This is a genomic window from Nocardia acididurans, assembly GCF_016741815.1.
GTDB lineage: Bacteria > Actinomycetota > Actinomycetes > Mycobacteriales > Mycobacteriaceae > Nocardia > Nocardia acididurans.
The window spans coordinates 91,176-105,815 of the sequence record NZ_JAERRJ010000007.1; the positions used below are offsets into that span (position 1 = coordinate 91,176).

The 14,640-nt window shown below is 67.2% G+C and carries 18 protein-coding genes; 5 read left to right on the top strand and 13 right to left on the bottom strand.

Annotation, left to right across the window (positions count from 1 at the left end; translation table 11 throughout):
* Window positions 1-19 precede the first annotated feature (19 nt).
* Window positions 20-241: a hypothetical protein gene (locus JK358_RS18765; protein ID WP_201949034.1), complete on the top strand. Its 222-nt coding sequence runs from the start codon at window positions 20-22 to the stop codon at window positions 239-241.
* An 18-nt stretch (window positions 242-259) separates the two neighbouring features.
* Here JK358_RS18765 and JK358_RS18770 read toward each other — a convergent pair whose 3' ends face one another.
* From JK358_RS18770 to JK358_RS18780, 3 genes are read right to left on the bottom strand one after another with little or no spacing between them, the layout of a single operon-like run.
* Window positions 260-700, bottom strand: coding sequence for a transglutaminase-like domain-containing protein (locus JK358_RS18770; protein ID WP_232851583.1), 441 nt, complete (start codon window positions 698-700; stop codon window positions 260-262).
* Window positions 701-728: 28 nt separating this feature from the next.
* Window positions 729-1,859 (bottom strand): trans-sulfuration enzyme family protein, encoded by a 1,131-nt coding sequence (locus JK358_RS18775; protein ID WP_307817615.1) that lies wholly within the window; start codon window positions 1,857-1,859, stop codon window positions 729-731.
* Window positions 1,860-1,894: 35 nt separating this feature from the next.
* The gene (locus JK358_RS18780; protein ID WP_201949036.1) at window positions 1,895-2,503 is read right to left on the bottom strand and encodes a class I SAM-dependent methyltransferase; all 609 of its coding nucleotides are present in this window, start codon (window positions 2,501-2,503) and stop codon (window positions 1,895-1,897) included.
* A 144-nt stretch (window positions 2,504-2,647) separates the two neighbouring features.
* Between JK358_RS18780 and JK358_RS18785 the strand changes: the two genes are divergently transcribed.
* Window positions 2,648-2,818 (top strand): CsbD family protein, encoded by a 171-nt coding sequence (locus JK358_RS18785; protein ID WP_201949037.1) that lies wholly within the window; start codon window positions 2,648-2,650, stop codon window positions 2,816-2,818.
* A 142-nt stretch (window positions 2,819-2,960) separates the two neighbouring features.
* Here the strand turns inward: JK358_RS18785 and JK358_RS18790 are convergent, their stop codons facing one another.
* Window positions 2,961-3,818: an alpha/beta fold hydrolase gene (locus JK358_RS18790; protein ID WP_201949038.1), complete on the bottom strand. Its 858-nt coding sequence runs from the start codon at window positions 3,816-3,818 to the stop codon at window positions 2,961-2,963.
* A gap of 64 nt (window positions 3,819-3,882) precedes the next feature.
* On the opposite strand from JK358_RS18790, the gene JK358_RS18795 reads away from it, so the two are divergent.
* Entirely contained in the window at window positions 3,883-4,482 is a 600-nt protein-coding gene (locus JK358_RS18795) for a TetR/AcrR family transcriptional regulator (protein WP_201949039.1), read from the top strand.
* A 61-nt stretch (window positions 4,483-4,543) separates the two neighbouring features.
* On the opposite strand, the gene JK358_RS18800 is transcribed toward JK358_RS18795, so the two are convergent.
* The 7 genes from JK358_RS18800 to JK358_RS18830 form a co-directional block, all read right to left on the bottom strand.
* Window positions 4,544-4,753: a hypothetical protein gene (locus JK358_RS18800; protein WP_201949040.1), complete on the bottom strand. Its 210-nt coding sequence runs from the start codon at window positions 4,751-4,753 to the stop codon at window positions 4,544-4,546.
* 20 nt (window positions 4,754-4,773) lie between these two features.
* Window positions 4,774-5,811, bottom strand: coding sequence for a LacI family DNA-binding transcriptional regulator (locus tag JK358_RS18805; protein WP_232851535.1), 1,038 nt, complete (start codon window positions 5,809-5,811; stop codon window positions 4,774-4,776).
* Window positions 5,812-5,970: 159 nt separating this feature from the next.
* Window positions 5,971-6,435, bottom strand: a complete 465-nt coding sequence (locus tag JK358_RS18810; RefSeq protein WP_201949042.1) for a lipoprotein — start codon at window positions 6,433-6,435, stop codon at window positions 5,971-5,973.
* 194 nt (window positions 6,436-6,629) lie between these two features.
* Window positions 6,630-7,292, bottom strand: a complete 663-nt coding sequence (locus JK358_RS18815; RefSeq protein ID WP_201949043.1) for a response regulator — start codon at window positions 7,290-7,292, stop codon at window positions 6,630-6,632.
* Window positions 7,289-8,452: a sensor histidine kinase gene (locus JK358_RS18820; protein ID WP_201949044.1), complete on the bottom strand. Its 1,164-nt coding sequence runs from the start codon at window positions 8,450-8,452 to the stop codon at window positions 7,289-7,291. The genes JK358_RS18815 and JK358_RS18820 overlap by 4 nt, the downstream gene beginning before the upstream one ends.
* A 92-nt stretch (window positions 8,453-8,544) precedes the next feature.
* Window positions 8,545-9,324: an ABC transporter permease gene (locus JK358_RS18825; RefSeq protein ID WP_201949045.1), complete on the bottom strand. Its 780-nt coding sequence runs from the start codon at window positions 9,322-9,324 to the stop codon at window positions 8,545-8,547.
* Window positions 9,321-10,379 carry an ATP-binding cassette domain-containing protein gene (locus tag JK358_RS18830; protein ID WP_232851536.1) on the bottom strand — a complete coding sequence of 353 codons (1,059 nt, stop codon included), beginning with the start codon at window positions 10,377-10,379 and terminating at the stop codon, window positions 9,321-9,323. Before JK358_RS18830 ends, JK358_RS18825 begins: the two co-directional genes overlap by 4 nt.
* Window positions 10,380-10,437: 58 nt before the next feature.
* Here JK358_RS18830 and JK358_RS18835 point away from each other — a divergent pair, with 58 nt between their 5' ends.
* Entirely contained in the window at window positions 10,438-11,199 is a 762-nt protein-coding gene (locus JK358_RS18835) for an SDR family oxidoreductase (protein WP_201949046.1), read from the top strand.
* 67 nt (window positions 11,200-11,266) lie between these two features.
* On the opposite strand, the gene JK358_RS18840 is transcribed toward JK358_RS18835, so the two are convergent.
* Window positions 11,267-12,232 (bottom strand): TerC/Alx family metal homeostasis membrane protein, encoded by a 966-nt coding sequence (locus JK358_RS18840; RefSeq protein ID WP_201949047.1) that lies wholly within the window; start codon window positions 12,230-12,232, stop codon window positions 11,267-11,269.
* A 195-nt stretch (window positions 12,233-12,427) separates the two neighbouring features.
* Window positions 12,428-13,369, bottom strand: coding sequence for a hypothetical protein (locus JK358_RS18845; protein WP_201949048.1), 942 nt, complete (start codon window positions 13,367-13,369; stop codon window positions 12,428-12,430).
* Between the two features lie 92 nt (window positions 13,370-13,461).
* Here JK358_RS18845 and JK358_RS18850 point away from each other — a divergent pair, with 92 nt between their 5' ends.
* The gene (locus tag JK358_RS18850; protein ID WP_307817616.1) at window positions 13,462-14,559 is read left to right on the top strand and encodes a lycopene cyclase family protein; all 1,098 of its coding nucleotides are present in this window, start codon (window positions 13,462-13,464) and stop codon (window positions 14,557-14,559) included.
* Window positions 14,560-14,640 lie beyond the last annotated feature (81 nt).

A 14,640-nucleotide genomic window follows, 5' to 3' on the forward strand; every position in this document is an offset into this window, starting at 1 on the left:
GCAAGTAGGGTGACGTCCCGTGGAATCAGACAGCAAGCTGGAGGACTTACGGTCATTGCTCTCATGCGTCGTCGAGAAGCTCGGCGCCGAAAGCCTCACCGAACCCGACCGCGTCGAGCTGGTGGCCCGCGCCGCAGTGGTACAGGACCAGATCGACGCGATCCAGGACGGCATCAACAAGACGCTCCTACCCACGACCACAACACCCGTACCGGAGCCTCCGGACGACCGATTGTTCTGAACCGCCTCCATACACGGATCACGCGAGCTGAGACGGCAGGCCCCGGTCATAGATCGCGAGTATGTCGGTTGCGTTCGACAGCGCGTCGACGACGGACCCGGCTGGGGTGCGGTACAGCTCTCGATAGTCGACCTCGCCGAGTCGAGGATCGACGGGGAATGCGAGCCGTTCCTCATCCAGTGAGAATTCCGCCGCAACATCGGCACGATTGCCGCGCGGGTCTTGCCGGTGCCAGGCGCCCTCGAGGTGTACGGCAACCAGACCGTGCAGAACGTAGCCATCACCATGGATCAAGCGCTGATAGCACAGTGCGGTGGGAATTCCGTTCCCTCGCAGAATCGCGGCAAGCAGATGAGATTTCGCGTAGCAGAGGCCGACTCGCTGGGCGAGAACATCCGACGCCCGGTGATCGAAGAGGCCGCGATCTCCGGGATTCCGGTCGGCTTCTGACGATCGCATCGGCACCGCCGGCCGTTCTCTGCAAGCTCTAAGCCTTCAGGGCCTGCTCCAGGTCCGTCCAGAGATCGTCGGGGTGCTCGATGCCCACGGACAACCGGATCAGGTCGGCGGGAATGGTCGGCACTTCGATGGGCCAGCGGCGGCGGCGCTCGAGCATCGACTCGACGCCGCCGAGGCTGGTGGCGTGCACCCACAGTGTGGTGCTCTCGCAGACTCGCTGTGCGCCTTCGGCGTCGCCGCCGAGCTCGATCGCGAGGATCGCGCCGAAGCCCGACATCTGGGCCGCCGCGCGGGCGTGGCCCGGGTCGTCGGCCAGCCCGGGGTACCGGACCCGGCTGACGCGGGGATGCGCGAGCAGACGCTCGGCGAGCAGGGCGGCGTTGGACTGGGCTCTGTCCAGCCGGAGGGCGAGGGTCCGCAGGCCGCGCAGTCCCAGCCAGGCCTCCATCGGTCCGGGGATCGCGCCGAGGCCGCGGCGTCTGGATTCCAGGGCGGCCCACAGGTTGTCGTTCGCGGTGACGACCGCGCCCAGGACGACGTCCGAGTGGCCGGCGATGAACTTGGTGGCCGAGTGCATCACCGCGTCGGCGCCGCAGGCCAGCGGCTGTTGGAGCAGCGGCGTGGCGAAGGTGTTGTCGACCACGACGGTCGCACCGGCGGCCCGGCCCGCCGCGCACACTGCCGGTAGGTCGGCGACCTCCATCGCCGGATTGGTCGGCGACTCGATCCACAGCAGGTCCGCGCCGGTGACGGCGTCGGACACCTCGGCGGTGTCGGCGATGTCGACGCGTTGCACGTGCAGCCGTCCGGTCGAGGTCTGCTGGTCGAGCAATCCGAGGACGCCGTTGTAGGCGTGCCGCGGGGCGACGACGCGGCCGCCGACGGGAACCAGGTCACAGATCGCCGCGGCGGCCGCCATGCCGGAGGCGAAGGCCAGCCCGCGACCGCCTTCGAGCTCGCCGAGAGTCTGCTCGAACGCCGCCCACGCGTCATTGCCGAACCGCCCGTAGCCGCGGTCGCCGCCGGCGATGTAGGTCGAGCTGAACACCGGTGACTCGCCGAGCGGCGCATTCGGTACGCGTTCGGGTCGTCCGGCGTGCACGACGACGGTGGAGGGATCGAGGTCCTTGATCATGCCCGCGATTGTGTCAGCCGCCACGACATGGAACCCAGCTCAGCTGAAGGTCAGCCTCGCTATCGGGAGAACACTGCCACCAGGAAATCGGATTCGTCGGTGAACGGGCGCAGATCCCAGGTGGAAAGGCGCACATCGCAGTGCAGCCCGGCCTGCGCCGCGTCGGCCAGGAACTGCGCGAACTCATATCCACGATCGGCGCCGAAGCCGACCACCACCCGACCGGTGGGCGCGATGTGGCGGGCGAATCCCTGCAGGACCGCTACGCGGGTGGATGGCGCCAGAAATGTCATGACGTTGCCCGCGCACACGATGACATCGAACTCCGCCGCGATCCCACGTCCCGGGAGATCCAGTTCGGCAAGATCGCCGACCAGCCAGGTCGGGCCGGGATGATCCTGTTCCGCGGCCGCGATCAACACCGGATCGACATCGACCCCGACCACCGTGTGACCGGCCCGGTGCAGATAGCCGCCCACCCGGCCCGGACCGCAGCCGGCGTCCAGCACTCGGCTGCCGCGCGCGAGCATCGCATCGACCATGCGCGCCTCACCGGAGATATCGGTACCCTGAGCCGCCAGCGCCCGGAAACGCTCCACGTACCAGGTCGAATGCGCCGGGTCGGCCGCGGTGAGTTCCTCCCACTGACTCGGGGTACGTCCACTCACGTCTGATCCTCCTCGCTCGGTCCGGTCCCGCTCCACTGTGCCACCGGCTCACCGACAGCGATCCACCGAGCCGGACCCGATGTAGCTGTGACCGCTGTCTCACAGCCTGCTGCGTGATGATTCAGGGATTCGGGTGTCTGAAGAATGTGCTCGTTTCTCTCCCTGGAGGCCGCCGGGAACCTCACCGGCGACGAGGCTCTGCAGGCCGAGGGCAAGGGCGATCAGCTGGCCGTCGGGCTGAAAGATGCCGCCAATGACGTGAAAGAAGCCGTCGGCGACGCCGTCGACAAGGTGAAGAAGAAGTTCGGCACCTAGCCGGAACAGGGACGCCTATCGAGGCGCATCCACTCGTCTGCAGCGCTCACCTCGAGAGGGTGAGAACCCGAAACGCTGGTCGCGTCGCTGGGTTCACCCTCGCGAGGTGAGGCGACGCCTGTACCCGGGCGGGCGGGGCCGCCTAGTCGTGCAGCCGGAGGTGTTCCAGGACGAGGCTACGGACGGGGTCGACATCGGCCAGCAGGCCGTGCCCGGCACCGGGGAGGACCACGGTACGGGCCCCGGCACGCCGCGCGGCCGCCGCTGCCACCGCCGAATCGTGCACCTGGCTCGCCCCGGCCAGTGCGACGAGGGTCGGGACCGGCAGCTGGGTCAGCCCATCCGGCAGGTGCGGATAGACGATCGGCGAGGCCGGGAAGTGTGCGGCTCCGTGCGCGAGCAGATCGAGGTAGGCCTCCACGTGCGCCGGTCCGCTGCCGGGGCTGCCCGGTGCCAGCATCGCGCGGGCTGCCTCGAAGGTGGGGTGCGGGTCGCGGTTTCGGCCCAGCTCCTCGAATTCGGGACTGAGCCCGGCGAAGACCAGGGGCGGGTCGAGCAGGACCAGCCGTCGCACCCGGTCGGGATGGGCGAGGGTGAACCGGAGCGCGAGGTGACCGCCCAGGGACTGGCCGCACAGGTCGGCCGCGGGAAGCCCGAGCAGATCGAAGGTTTCCGCCAGCCAGTCCACGAGATCGTCCATGCTGGTCAAGGCCGCGCCGGTATGCCGGCTGCGGCCCGGCTCGCCCATGGTGTCCACGGCTCGCACGCGATGTTCCTCGGCCAGCGCACCGACGACCGGGTACCACATCCCGGCCGTGCCACCGTATCCGTGCAGCAGGACCAGCGACTGCGCCGCGGCCGGGCCGGTGGAGGTGACCCGTGTCGTTCCGTACCGGCCCGGAAGATCTGCCGTCTCGACCGCTACCGGCCACTGGGCCAGCACCGCGTCGTAGGCCCCGAAATATGTTGCCTCCAGCTCAGGGGTGGCGAAGGTACTCATCGCATCTCCTTTGCAAGTCAGTTGTATTATGTCAGATGTATGGAAACGAAGGGAAGGGGTTCGGGTGCCGAAACAGGTCGACCACCGAGAACGTCGCGAAACCATCGCGCGCGCCCTGTGGCGAGTAGTCGAACAACAAGGCTGGTCCCGCGCGACGATGCGCGAGGTCGCCCGTGAGGCGGATGCCTCCCTGGGACAGGTCCAGCACTACTTCCGTTCCCGGACAGCGATGCTCGTCTTCGCGATGGAATTCGCCGCCGAACAGACCGCACAGCGCGTCACCCAGGGCCTCGACCGTCTCGGCTCACCTCCACACCCGCGAGACGTGCTGCGAGTGACACTCACGGAGATGCTCCCCCTGCACCCCGACGCCCGCGCCACCAGCCGGATGAGCGCCGCCTACACCCTCGAGGCACTCCACGACCCGGAGCTGCACGAGCAGGCCCGCCTCGGACTCCATGACGGCAGAGCACTCACCGAACGCCTGATCAGGCAGGCGATCACCGACGGCCACCTCCCCCCGGATCGTGAACCGGCGATCGAGACGAACCTTCTGCTCGCCCTGACCGGCTTCACCCCGCTGCTCGACTTCGACGTTATCGATCCTCAGGCCGCGCTGGTGGCCATCGATTACTACCTCGACCGACTCTTCGACTGCACCTGAGGCCGCTCGGGAGTCGAATTCGGCGTGCGGGGTACGTATCTCATTCAGATCCGGGTAGCGGTCAGCAAGGGATCGGTTGGTCCACGCCGGGGTCGAGGCGGTTGGCCAGGCGGGTTCGGCGCTCGGCGGAGCCGCGCAGGAATGCGGCGACGTGTTTGCGCAGGCGGGCCTCGCGCGGCGGCGCATCAGGTAGGACGGGAGCCATGGGCAAGGCCGAATTGGCTTGGGCTCGTAGGGCTTTGACGGCCAGATGGCCGGCGATGGGATGCATGTAGATCTCCTGTACGAGTGTCAGCTCCGCATCGGGCCGGTGCTGGAGCGGATGACCAGTTCAGTGGGTAGGACGACGCGGTCTTCGGCATAGGACGGATCCAGGAGCATGCGGCCGAGGAGGCGGCCCTTCTCTCGAATCGGCTGGCGGACGGTGGTGAGCCCGATGCTCTCCGCGGCCGGAATGTCGTCGAACCCGGTGACGGAAATGTCTCGTCCCGGCTCCAAGCCCCGCTGCCGCATCGCCTCGATGACACCGAACGCGAGCACATCGCCTCCGGCGGCGATCGCGGTCGGCCGATCACGGCGATCGAGAGCCACTGCGGCGGCGGCGATTCCGGATTCGACGGAGTTGTGCCCGCCCGACACAACCGTCAGACGAGCGTCTGCCCCGATCCCCTCCCGCAGGCCCTGCATCCGCATTCGCGCGTTGTTGTACAGCGCTGTGGCATCGGTGATCTCGTGCGGCACGGTGGTGGCCCGCCCGGAGTCGACCACCATCGCTATGTGGGTGTGGCCGAGTCTGGCCAGGTACTCGCCGAGTCCACGCATGGCCTCCGCCTCGTCGATCAGCACGCGTCGCCCAGCAGCGATGTGGTCTTCGGTATGCGCGAACGGCAAGCCGCGGTGCGAAATCACCTCGAGGGCAGGATGTCCGGCGTCGACGCAGTAGCCGACGACGCCGTCCACGACGGCATTGCGCATGGTTTCGACCGATTCGTGCATGGTTTCCTCGTCCGCCCCCGGTTCGTAACGGGCCAACGGGATGAGCAGCAGCCCCGTGCGGGTCCGCTCGGCGATCTCACTCAGCCCCGCGAGCAGCCCGACCGCGAACGGGTCGGAGAACGCGTAGGACAGTTGCTCGGTGAGAAGCAGGCCGATCGCGCCGGCACGGCGGCTGCGCAGTGAACGCGCCGCGGCATGCGGGCCGGAGTAGCCGAGATCGCGCGCCGCCGCGAAAATCCGCTCACGGACGTCGGCCGAGAGCTGATCCGGCTTGTTGTAGGCGTTGGACACTGTCGACATCGAGACGCCGACCGCGGCGGCAACGGACTTCATAGTCGCTCCCGAAGACACCTGTGAGCTCCTCCGCACCGTCTTCTGTATCGTTCTACTAAAACGATACAGAAGACTGCGGGCCAATGCGCAGGGCAAGCGCATCATCAGAACCATCGTTCGTCATCCCGGAACGACGGAGAGAGATTTCGACCAGGCGCTTCAGGTCCAGCGGGCGCCCGAATAATTGTGATCGACAGCCAGATCCACGCGGTCCGGGCGGCCGGTGCCCGAGTCGGCGAGGAAGATCATGCAGCCCTCGACCCGCTGGTCGTCCGCGGTCGGGCTTTCTCCCGGCAGGCACTTGTCGAAGTCGCCCGGCACGGTCAATCGGGCCAGCTGGTTGTCGCCCTGGTACGCCCTGAAGTCGCCATCGGCGGCACCGGCGCCTACCTGCGCATAGTGCACGTAGTACGGGGTCTGCCCGGCGTACTGCGAGGCGTCCTCGAGGGCGGCGAGGTCGGCATTGCTACCGGCCTCGATCCGGATTACGGCTAGGTTGATATGGCCTTCGGTGCCGGGCACCTGGGCCATCTCCCCGAACCGCATCCGCTGGTACTCGGGCCCACATCCCGACAGTGCGAAGAGCCCGGCAATGACCGCCAGCCCGATCATGAAGCGCCGCATGCCAACCTCCGAGATCGGGCTCGACTGTGCGGAATTCAGCGTACCTTTCCATGGATCCGACCTCGAACCGCAGATGCAATGTCCCCCGGGTCGGCACGTACAGCACACATTGATGAGTACCCACCGTGATCTGCGGATTTCCGACGATGTGCCGGTGGCCCTGCGGATCTGTCGGTCCGCGATTGCTCGCCGGGTCATTCGGGTTGGACGAGTCCGGTCTCGTAGGCGTAGACGGCGGCCTGGGTGCGGTCACGTAGCCGCAGTTTGTCGAGGATGCGGGCCACGTGCGTCTTGACGGTCTGGTCCGAGATCACCAGTTCGTGCGCGATCTCGGCGTTGGACAGGCCGCGCGCGACGTGGATGAGGACCTCGGTTTCGCGGGCGGTGAGGTCGGTGGGCCGCGACGCGTCGGCCGCCCGGTGTGCCGCGGGGCGGCGGGTGAACTGCCCGAGCAGCCGGCGGGTCACCGTGGGGGCGAGCATGGCGTCGCCGCGGGCGACCGCTCGGACGGCTTCGGCGAGCAGGTGCGCTGAAGCGTCCTTGAGGAGGAATCCGCTGGCACCCAATCGCAGTGCCGTGTAGACGTATTCGTCGAGATCGAACGTGGTGAGCATGATGATTCGGGCGTTGCTGCCGGTCGCGGCGATGCGGCGGGTGGCTTCCAGTCCGTCGACGCCGGGCATGCGGACATCCATCAGCACGATGTCGGGATGCAGCTGTTCGACCGCGGTAACGGCTTCGAGTCCGTCTGTGGCCTGGCCGACGACTTCGAAGCCGGGCTGGGCGTCGAGCAGTACCACCAGCCCTTCACGGACGAGCCGCTGATCGTCGGCGACCACGATGCGGACAACGCTCATGGCCGCGGCTCCTCGATGGGCAGGCTGGCGTGGACCCGGAACTGGCTGTCGATCATGTCGGCGGTGAGCGTTCCGCCGCACGCCGCTGCCCGCTCGCGCATGCCGATCAGCCCGTGTCCGGCTTCTGGCGTCGCTCCGGATCCGGCTGTCGCGGGGTTGTCGAGGTCGAGGTGAATGTGGCTGTCATCTCGGTGAATTCGCACGGTGAGAGGTGCGCCCGGTGCGTGCCGGACGGCATTGCTGCACGCTTCCTGCACGATCCGGTACATCGTCAACCCGATACCCGCGGGGGTGGCCGAGAAGTCGCCGTTCATGTCCAGCTCGATCGGTGTGCCGGTGGCGCGCACCGATTCGATCAGGGCGGGGATGTCGGGCACGGAAGGTTGTGGCGCCGCACCGGTGTCCTCGGAGCGCAGCACGCCGAGAATCCGGCGCATCTCTCCCATCGCGGTCGCAGCGCTGTCGCGGATAGCGGCGAAAGTTTGTGGCGCGGTATCGGGTTCACGGTATTGGGCGGCTTCGGCCTGAATCGCGATCACCGACATATGGTGTGCCACCACATCGTGCAGTTCTCGCGCGATCCGGGTCCGCTCCTCCAGCAACGCGGCCCGCTGTTGTTCCCGCCGGACCGCCTGCTGTTCAGCACGCAGTCGGCTCTGCGCGGCCGCCAGCGCGCGCAGAGCCGCGCCGGCCACCAGCACGAGCGCCGCCAACACCGTGACCTCGACCAGATCGGCGAGCCATGCGGGCGGGCGAAGCGCAGCGGCGAGCAGGACCGCGATCACCACAGTTCCCACCCAGTAGACAAGGAGGCTGCGCACCGGCGCGTGGAGGGCGAGCATGCCCAGGACCAGCAGGTAGCTGTTGCCCATCGCGTCGACCCACCAGGTCTCGGTCCACCAGGAGGCCAGCACGATCGCGGTAATAGACCCCGCCCAGGCCGGGGAGGGCAGCCGGGCCGCCACCACGAGCGCCAAGGCTTGGGCCAAGGCCAGTCCGATCGCCTGCCGGTTCGACAACCCGGTGTCCGACATCAGGGTATGGAGAACTATCGCGAACATCGCCGCCGCGAACAGCACCAGGATCGCGGACACGCCCGCTCGCCCCCAGCGGGGACGGGATACATCCGCTGCGGTCAACTCGAAAACGCCTGTGCCCATGTCGGAAACCGGTCTCTCCTCCTCGCAGTCAGTCTGCCGCGGCGAAAGTGAGTGTGGCTCACAGGTTTCCGGCAGGGGTTGCCACCTCGGGCTCACAGGTCGATGCGGTCGAACACCCGCCTGGCCATCGACAATGCGCCGAGCGCGCCCGCTACCACGACTGCCAAACGCGGCCAGCCGCCCAATGTTCCCATGATCTGCGGTGCGGCATCCGAACTCTGCGACAGCTTTGCCACGACCGCGCTCGGCGCACCCACCGTCAGCCATTTGTGCAGATCACCGAAAGCCTGCGCGGCGCTGATCTGCGGCACGATGAGATACCCGCCCACCACGGCGACCGCGCCGGCCGAATTGCGCAGCAGCACACCGAAAGCCACACCCGACAGCGCGACCGCAGGGAAACAGCAGACTATCCCGAGAATTCCCGGAAATACCTGTCCGGCAGCGTATTCCGGCGATTCGATCACCGCACGGCCGACGAGATAAGCGGCAGTGGTGGCGACCAACCCGAGCGGGATCGACACGAGCACGACCACCAGCGCCTTCGCGGCCAGTACCAGATCGCGCCGCGGCGACGCCGCCAGTACCGGCCGGATGGTGCCGGACCCGAACTCGGTGGTGACGATCAGCGCGCTCCAGGCCCCGACCACCGCCAGCGCCATCGAAGTGCCGGTCAGCGCCGCACCGAGCACCGTGTCCTCGGGTTCCAGGCTGCCGGTCGAGCCCACCACCGCGGCGAGCAGCGGCGGAATGATCAGTGCCAGCACGGGTAACAGTCGCAGCGTGCGGGCCGAGCGTATTTTGATCAGCTCCGACCGCATCAGGTCGCGCACGATCTCGCCGGTGTGGATGGATGGCAGCGGGGTCGTCATGCGTTCTCCCAGTGTTGATGACGGTACTGCTGGTGTGCGGCCACGAGTTCGGTGAACACGTCCTCCACCGACGCCTGCACCGGAGTCAACTCCTCGAGCACAATGGCGTGTTCGAGCGCCAACCGGCCGATCTCACGCGCCGAAACCCCGCGCACGACGCCGATCTCGCCATGAATATCGGCTCGCGCACCCAGAACAGCCGACAGCACATTCAGCCTTTCCCCGCGCACTCGCACCACGGATTCGCCACGGCGAGAGACGAATTCACCGATCGGCTCGTCGGCGAGCAGTCGGCCGGCCCCGATCACCAGCAGGTGGTCGGCGACCAGTTCCATCTCGCTCATGAGATGACTCGACAGCAGCACGGTGCGGCCCTCGTCGGCCATCGACCGCAGCAACCGCCTGATCCAACGAATGCCCTCGGTGTCCAATCCGTTCATCGGCTCGTCCAGAATCAGCACCCCCGGATCCCCCAGGAGCGCCGCCGCGATTCCGAGTCGCTGACGCATCCCCAGCGAGAACCCGCCGACCCGTCGCCCGGAGACATCGGCCAACCCCACCACGCCCAGCACTTCATCGACCCGCTGACGCCGAATGCCGTTGCCCGCGGCCAGCATTGCCAGATGTGCCGCAGCCGTGCGACCGGCGAGCACATCACCGGCATCCAACACCGCCCCGACGACATGCAGCGACCGCGCCAGATCCCGGAATCGCAGCCCACCAACAGTCACAGTGCCGCGCGTCGGCGTATCGAGCCCCAGAATCAATCGCATGGTCGTCGACTTCCCCGATCCGTTCGGGCCGAGAAATCCGGTCACTCGGCCCGGACCGACGCGGAAGCTCACCTCGTCGACGGCTGCTGTCCGGCCGTAGTGTTTGGTCAAACCCTGCGCGTCGATCACGATTCGACCGTAGGTCCGTGCCGGGTATCCGCACATCACTCCACGGAGCGGCATTCGGATATCCCCCGTACAGGTGATCACGCGCGACTCGCCACCGCTGACAATCGGCCTCGGCTCGACACGGATACACCTATCGGCATCACGTGACTGCATGGACCCCATTCCGGGGCAGATTCGATCCAAGACAATGACTGAAGTAGCGTGCCGTCACATGAGCAATGATCTCGAGGGCAAGGGCGCGCTGGTCAGTGGGGCGAGCCGGGGTATCGGTTTCGCGGTGGCCGCGGAGTTGGTGGGGCGCGGCGCGAATGTGCTGATCACGGCGCGCAAGCAGGACGCTCTGGACGAGGCGGCTGAGAAGCTGCGCGCCCTGGGTGGCGGGAAAGTTGTTGCGGTGGCCGGGAATTCGGGGGATACGGAGGCTCGGGCCGCGCAGGTTGCCACCGCTGTGGCGGAGTTCGGGTCACTGGATGTTCTGGTGAACAATACGGGGATCAATCCGGTGTACGGGTCGCTGATGGATGCTGATCTGGATGCCGTGCGGAAGATCTTCGACGTCAATGTGGTCGCTGCGCTGGGGTATGTGCAGGAGGCTTACAAGGCGTGGATGCGGGATCACGGTGGGGCCGTGGTGAATCTGGCCAGTGTGGCCGGGATTCGGTCTACCGGCGTGATCGGGGCGTATGGGGCTTCGAAGGCGGCGTTGATTCGGCTGACCGAGGAGCTGGCCTGGCAGTTGGGGCCGACGATTCGAGTGAACGCGGTGGCGCCGGGCGTGGTGAAGACCAAGTTCGCGGATGCGCTGTACTCGGCGGATGAAGAGGCGGCGGCCAATGCGTATCCGATGAAGCGGCTGGGTGCGCCGGAGGACGTGGCGGGGCTGGTGGCGTTCCTGGTGTCGGATCAGGCGGCGTGGATCACCGGGGAGACCGTGCGCGTCGACGGTGGCCTGCTGGCTACCGGCGGCATCTGAATCGAGTTGTAGGACAAGCATATCGGCGGGGTCGCGGCGTTGCGCCACGACCCCGCCGATATCTGTCTCAGCGGTCGGCGGGTTCGGTTGCCGCCTGTTTCCGGGAGGCGAGGAGGCTGGTGATGGTGGTGATCACCAGGACGCCGCAGATGACGCCCAAAGACAGCGGGGTGGAGATCTCGGGGGTGTCCACGCCGGACTCGTGCAGTGCGTGCAGCACCAGTTTGACGCCGATGAAGCCGAGGATCACCGACAGGCCGTAGCTGAGGTGCACGAGCTTCTTCAGCAGTCCGCCGAGCAGGAAGTACAGCTGGCGCAGGCCCATCAGCGCGAAGGCGTTGGCGGTGAAGACGATGTAGGGGTCCTGGGTCAGGCCGAAGATCGCCGGGATGGAGTCGAGGGCGAACAGGATGTCGGTGGTGCCGATCGCGAGCATGACAACCATGAGCGGGGTCAGCACCCGCTTGCCGTTGCTCTCGATGAAGAGTTTGGTGCCGTGGTAGCGGTCGGCGACACCGAACTTCTGCTCGATGGACTTCAGTAGCCGGTTCTCTTCGAACTCCTCGTCCTCTTCCTCGGCTCTGGCCTCCTTGATGAGCTTCCACGCGGTGTAGATGAGGAATGCGCCGAAGATGTAGAACACCCACGAGAAGCTGGAGATCATCGCCGCGCCCGCGCCGATGAAGACCGCGCGCAGAGCCAGGGCGATGAGCACGCCGAACAGCAGCACACGCTGCTGCAGGTGCGAGGGCACCGAGAACTTCGCCATGATCAGCACGAAGACGAACAGGTTGTCGACGCTGAGCGACTTCTCGGTAATGAATCCGGCGAAGAACTCGGTCGAGGCTTGCGCTTCGCCGAAGGCGAGCAGGCCCAGGCCGAAGGCGACCGCGAGCGCGATCCACACCACCGTCCAGATGCCGGCTTCGCGCATCGACACGTCGTGGGGTTTGCGGCCGATGAAGAAGTCGGCGGCGATGAGCACCCCTAAGCCGACGACGGTGAGCACCCAAACGGTTAACGAAACATCCACTGCGTACGCCTCCGGGGGCAGATCGCTACAACACCAGCAAACGGGATCGGCCCCACCGCGCTCGAGGCTACGGGGGGCCGCCACCAAGGTAAAGGAATTCCCAAATTTAAGCCAGTGAATGCCCAAGGCTCACCGAAACGATCACGGTGAGCCGAGGCCACGGAACACGCGCCCGGATCGTCTCGCCGCGCGACGCTAGCGGAAGATCAGCGCTCCGAGGGTGTCGCTGTGCCGGTAGCGCAGGTACTTTTCGACGGTTTCGACCGGGACCGCGGTGGTGGCGGTGGCGACCGTGACGACGAGGAACTGTTTCTCGCTGCCGTCCTTCCACTTTCCGGTCTCGAAGTCCGAAATGTAGCTGCCGGGGCGGAGTTTCAGGTCGCCGTCGTCGAATTGGCCACTGGCGGCTTCGGCTTTGGCGGCGTCGGACATGGTGAGCACGAACTGGGTGAGCATGAGCTCACCGCCTTCGGCCTTCCACACCAGTTCGGAGCCGTACTGGCAGCCGAGTCCGGTCATCTTGCCGGCCTCTTCGAAGTTGCCGCAGTCGTTGTAGTCGTTGCCCTTGACCCAGTCGGCCTGCAGGGCGACGTCGCCGAGCTTGAAGTTCCAGAAGTTGCCGTACTCGGTGTAGGAGAACTTCGCGCCCGCCGGTGCCGACCTGGAGGTCGTGGTGGTGGACTTCGTCGTGGTGGGCGCACTGCTCGACGTCGAGGTGGTCGTGGTCGTCGAGGTGGCGATCGCCTGATCGCCGCTGTCCTCGCGGGTTACGAAGACCGCTGCGCCGACCACCGCCGCGAGCACCACGACCACGGCGGCCGCGATGCCCACGATCAGGCCGGTGTTGGACTTCTTCGGCGGTTGCGGATAGCCACCGCCGGGCTGCTGATAGCCGGGCTGCTGGTAGCCGCCCTGCTGCCCATATCCCTGCTGTCCGTCCCATCCGGGCTGCTGCTGTTGCCAGCCGCCGGACTGGTCGGCCGGTTGCCCCGGCCAGCCCTGCTGGGCCGGATACTCCGCGGGCGGCGGTGTCGCGGGCTGATCCCACCAGGTCGGGTTCTCCGGTGGCTGCTGCCCGTGGGCATGGGGATCTCCGCCGTAGCCGGGACCCTGCGGCGGTCCGGGGGGATACGTCATGTAGTCAACCTTTCGCACCGTGCCGGACCCTCCCGACCCGGACAGTCGTTACCAAAGCGTAGGACGGTCGGCCTTCATGATCCAATCACGAGGTGACCTCCGATCTAGTCGTCTGCGGTATGGGCCCGGCCGGGCGGGCCCTGGCCCATCGCGCACTCGCCCATGGGTTATCGGTGACGGTGATCGATCCGCAACCGACACGGCGATGGAATGCGACATACGGGGCATGGGCCGATGAACTTCCCGGCTGGCTGCAGTCGACGGCCATTGCCGTCGACGTGGCGCGCCCCGTCGTCTGGGCTCTCGACCGCGCCGAACTGGATCGCCGCTACGTCGTATTCGATACGACACGGCTGCAGGACTCACTCGACCTCACCGGTGCGCGTGTCGTGCGCGACCGGGTGACCGCGATCGCGCCGCCGTCGCGGTCCGGGTCGACGCTGGATCTACCGTCCGTGCGCTTGGCTTCGGGCGCGGTTCTGCCGGGCGGGCGGATCGTCGACGCGCGGGGCCTACAGCGCTCCCCCGCCCTCGCCGAGCAAACGGCCTTCGGGGTCGTGGTCGAACGCACGCGGTGCGCGGACTCGGACACCCTGTTCATGGACTGGCGGCTCGACAACGGCGCGGCCGAGGACCACCCGCGCTCGTTCCTCTACGCGATCCCGCTCGACGACGACCGGATGCTGTTCGAGGAAACCTGCCTGGCGGGACGCCCCGCACTCGGCATCGGCGAACTCCAGGAGCGCCTCGGCCACCGATTGCGGTCGCGCGGAATAGAACTCACGGGCGACGAGGAGATCGAACGGGTGCGGTTCCCGGTGCACGGCGGCCGACCAGGAGTCGGGACCTTCGGTGCGGCAGGCGGTTTCACCCATCCCGCCACGGGATACAGCGTGGCGGCCGCGCTGCGGCTGACGGATGCGATGGTGTCCGGCGACTCGCTGTGGCCCGCATCGGCCCGAGCTGTGCATCGGCTGCGCCTGGCCGGACTCCGTGCACTGCTGGCGCTGCCGCCCGCACAGCTGCCGGTGTTCTTCGACGCCTTCTTCGCCCTGCCCGTCGACCGGCAGCGCGCCTATCTCTCGGGTCGCGACGACCTGCGCGGTACCGCTGCGGCCATGACGGCCCTGTTCCGGGCGGTGCCGTGGCGGCTGCGCCGGACCATCGCGGCGGCCTCGATGGGCCTGTGACCCAAGCCTTTTCGAACCCTGACATAAAGGTAGCGGCGACCGGACAAGGAATCGGTCGCCGCTACCAGCCGATCTCAGCCG

Bases quoted from the DNA above. Each gene is read 5' to 3' on its own strand.
- JK358_RS18770 (WP_232851583.1), bottom strand. From the start codon at position 700: ATGCGATCGTCAGAAGCCGACCGGAATCCCGGAGATCGCGGCCTCTTC.
- JK358_RS18785 (WP_201949037.1), top strand. From the start codon at position 2,648: ATGTGCTCGTTTCTCTCCCTGGAGGCCGCCGGGAACCTCACCGGCGAC.
- JK358_RS18790 (WP_201949038.1), bottom strand. From the start codon at position 3,818: ATGAGTACCTTCGCCACCCCTGAGCTGGAGGCAACATATTTCGGGGCC.
- JK358_RS18800 (WP_201949040.1), bottom strand. From the start codon at position 4,753: ATGCATCCCATCGCCGGCCATCTGGCCGTCAAAGCCCTACGAGCCCAA.
- JK358_RS18805 (WP_232851535.1), bottom strand. From the start codon at position 5,811: ATGAAGTCCGTTGCCGCCGCGGTCGGCGTCTCGATGTCGACAGTGTCC.
- JK358_RS18810 (WP_201949042.1), bottom strand. From the start codon at position 6,435: ATGCGGCGCTTCATGATCGGGCTGGCGGTCATTGCCGGGCTCTTCGCA.
- JK358_RS18815 (WP_201949043.1), bottom strand. From the start codon at position 7,292: ATGAGCGTTGTCCGCATCGTGGTCGCCGACGATCAGCGGCTCGTCCGT.
- JK358_RS18820 (WP_201949044.1), bottom strand. From the start codon at position 8,452: ATGGGCACAGGCGTTTTCGAGTTGACCGCAGCGGATGTATCCCGTCCC.
- JK358_RS18825 (WP_201949045.1), bottom strand. From the start codon at position 9,324: ATGACGACCCCGCTGCCATCCATCCACACCGGCGAGATCGTGCGCGAC.
- JK358_RS18830 (WP_232851536.1), bottom strand. From the start codon at position 10,379: ATGCAGTCACGTGATGCCGATAGGTGTATCCGTGTCGAGCCGAGGCCG.
- JK358_RS18835 (WP_201949046.1), top strand. From the start codon at position 10,438: ATGAGCAATGATCTCGAGGGCAAGGGCGCGCTGGTCAGTGGGGCGAGC.
- JK358_RS18845 (WP_201949048.1), bottom strand. From the start codon at position 13,369: ATGACGTATCCCCCCGGACCGCCGCAGGGTCCCGGCTACGGCGGAGAT.